General features: G+C 49.3%; 1 tRNA gene and 1 rRNA gene. Both read right to left on the bottom strand.

Annotated features, from left to right (window positions below):
* Positions 1-176: 176 nt before the first annotated feature.
* Positions 177-3,053 (bottom strand): 23S ribosomal RNA (locus H8K43_RS18630).
* Positions 3,054-3,444: 391 nt separating this feature from the next.
* A tRNA-Ile gene (locus tag H8K43_RS18625) sits at positions 3,445-3,521 on the bottom strand.
* Positions 3,522-3,523: the final 2 nt, after the last annotated feature.

Below are 3,523 nucleotides of genomic sequence, written 5' to 3'. Positions count from 1 at the left end.
CACAGCAAATCCAATTCAGAAGAAGCTTCGTAGAATGTGCGCCGTCTCTATATCGACTCGCACCAATCTCTATTCATTTTCCTAATCTCTTAGGTATTACTGGTTATGATTCGTATCCAACTCACTGGCATACACTTCATATTGCTCACTTGTAGCCCACAACCTGCTAAGGTTATAGGGACAAGCCTTACGGGCAATTAGTACTGGTTAGCTTAATGCATTACTGCACTTCCACACCCAGCCTATCAACGTCCTGGTCTCGAACGACCCTTTAAGGAGATCTAGTCTCCGGGAAGTCTCATCTTAAGGCGAGTTTCCCGCTTAGATGCTTTCAGCGGTTATCTCTTCCGAACATAGCTACTCGGCAATGCCACTGGCGTGACAACCGATACACCAGAGGTTCGTCCACTCCGGTCCTCTCGTACTAGGAGCAGCCCCCTTCAAACTTCCAACGCCCACGGCAGATAGGGACCAAACTGTCTCACGACGTTTTAAACCCAGCTCACGTACCACTTTAAATGGCGAACAGCCATACCCTTGGGACCGGCTACAGCCCCAGGATGTGATGAGCCGACATCGAGGTGCCAAACTCCCCCGTCGATATGAACTCTTGGGAGGAATCAGCCTGTTATCCCCAGAGTACCTTTTATCCGTTGAGCGATGGCCCTTCCATACAGAACCACCGGATCACTATGTCCTACTTTCGTACCTGCTCGACTTGTCAGTCTCGCAGTTAAGCACGCTTATGCCATTGCACTATCGTCACGATGTCCGACCGTAACTAGCGTACCTTCGAACTCCTCCGTTACACTTTGGGAGGAGACCGCCCCAGTCAAACTGCCTACCATGCACTGTCCCCAACCCGGATTACGGGCCAAGGTTAGAACCTCAAACAAACCAGGGTGGTATTTCAAGGATGGCTCCACGCAAACTGGCGTCCACGCTTCAAAGCCTCCCACCTATCCTACACAGATCGGTTCAAAGTCCAATGCAAAGCTACAGTAAAGGTTCATGGGGTCTTTCCGTCTAGCCGCGGGTAGATTGCATCATCACAAACACTTCAACTTCGCTGAGTCTCGGGAGGAGACAGTGTGGCCATCGTTACGCCATTCGTGCAGGTCGGAACTTACCCGACAAGGAATTTCGCTACCTTAGGACCGTTATAGTTACGGCCGCCGTTTACTGGGACTTCAATCAAGAGCTTGCACCCCATCATTTAATCTTCCAGCACCGGGCAGGCGTCACACCCTATACGTCCACTTTCGTGTTTGCAGAGTGCTGTGTTTTTATTAAACAGTCGCAGCCACCAGTTTATTGCAACCCCTTCGTCCTTCCCCCGCAGGGGGGTCAAACTACAAGGGCGTACCTTATCCCGAAGTTACGGTACCAATTTGCCGAGTTCCTTCTCCCGAGTTCTCTCAAGCGCCTTAGAATACTCATCTCGCCCACCTGTGTCGGTTTGCGGTACGGTCTCGTATGACTGAAGCTTAGAGGCTTTTCTTGGAACCACTTCCGATTGCTTCGCAGGATATACCCGCTCGTCTCAACCCCTTGAATTCCGTGCCCGGATTTGCCTAGGCACCTTCTACAAGTCAAGAACAGGCTCTTCCAACCGCCTGACAACCTTCCGCGATCCGTCCCCCCATCGCATCATACGACGGTGCAGGAATATTAACCTGCTTCCCATCAGCTACGCATCTCTGCCTCGCCTTAGGGGCCGACTCACCCTGCTCCGATGAACGTTGAACAGGAAACCTTGGGCTTACGGCGTGGGGGCTTTTCACCCCCATTATCGCTACTCATGTCAGCATTCGCACTTCTGATACCTCCAGCATCCTTTACAAGACACCTTCGCAGGCTTACAGAACGCTCTCCTACCATATCAATAAATTGATATCCGCAGCTTCGGTGTACAGCTTAGCCCCGTTACATCTTCCGCGCAGGACGACTCGATCAGTGAGCTATTACGCTTTCTTTAAAGGGTGGCTGCTTCTAAGCCAACCTCCTGACTGTTTTAGCCTTCCCACTTCGTTTTCCACTTAGCTGTACTTTGGGACCTTAGCTGGCGGTCTGGGTTGTTTCCCTCTTGACACCGGACGTTAGCACCCGATGTCTGTCTCCCTTGCTCGCACTCGTCGGTATTCGGAGTTTGCAATGGTTTGGTAAGTCGCGATGACCCCCTAGCCATAACAGTGCTCTACCCCCGACGGTGATACAAGAGGCACTACCTAAATAGTTTTCGGAGAGAACCAGCTATTTCCAAGTTTGTTTAGCCTTTCACCCCTACCCACAGCTCATCCCCTAATTTTTCAACATTAGTGGGTTCGGTCCTCCAGTGCGTGTTACCGCACCTTCAACCTGGCCATGGGTAGATCACTTGGTTTCGGGTCTACACCCAGCGACTAAGACGCCCTATTCGGACTCGATTTCTCTACGCCTTCCCTATGCGGTTAAGCTTGCCACTGAATGTAAGTCGCTGACCCATTATACAAAAGGTACGCAGTCACGGAACAAGTCCGCTCCTACTGTTTGTATGCACACGGTTTCAGGTTCTATTTCACTCCCCTCCCGGGGTTCTTTTCGCCTTTCCCTCACGGTACTGGTTCACTATCGGTCGATATCGAGTATTTAGCCTTGGAGGATGGTCCCCCCATGTTCAGACAGGATTTCACGTGTCCCGCCCTACTTGTCGCAAGCTTAGTTCCACACCGATAATTTCGTATAAGGGGCTATCACCCTCTATGGCCGGAGTTTCCAATCCGTTCTACTATTAAAGATGCTAAATCTTGCAGGCTCTTCCCATTTCGCTCGCCACTACTTTGGGAATCTCGGTTGATTTCTTTTCCTGTAGCTACTTAGATGTTTCAGTTCGCCACGTTCGCTTCGTATTCCTATGTATTCAGAATACGATGACCCTAAGGCCGGGTTTCCCCATTCGGAAATCTGCGGATCAATGTGTGTTTGCTCACTCCCCGCAGCTTATCGCAAGCTACTACGTCCTTCATCGCCTGATATCGCCAAGGCATCCACCATGTGCACTTATTCACTTGTCCCTATAACTTTAGCTTCTAGTGTCTGTCGCCTATCTCTAAGCTTCAGGTTCATCACTAAAAACCGGTTATAGTTCTTTACTACTTATGAGTATTACTTTAGCGTTGCCGTATCTCAAGAATTTATTTTTTTCTAAAACTGCCTTTCGGCTGCTTTGATCAAACTCTTTTAATACTTTGTTTGTTCGATACAATCATAACCCTTCCATAAATCTGATCAGTATTGCTACCAATCTCTTTACAGAAATAAATTTTGATTATTTCTACTTTACTTCTTCTGAATTGTTAAAGAACGAGAACTTCTTGTTGTCGAGTCTTGCGACTCTCTTTCGATTTGAAAGAACAAACCTAAACAGCGCTCGCGCCATTTGCGTTTGTTTTCTCAACATACCTTTGGTAGGGCTGGTTGGGCTCGAACCAACGACCCCCGCGTTATCAACACGGTGCTCTAACCAGCTGAGCTACAGCCCCGC

The organism is Cognatundibacterium curvum, from assembly GCF_014284235.1.
Lineage (GTDB): Bacteria > Pseudomonadota > Gammaproteobacteria > Burkholderiales > Burkholderiaceae_D > Undibacterium > Undibacterium curvum.
Note: the sequence above shows the minus strand (reverse complement) of the source record. Positions and strands in the feature narration are given on the sequence as shown.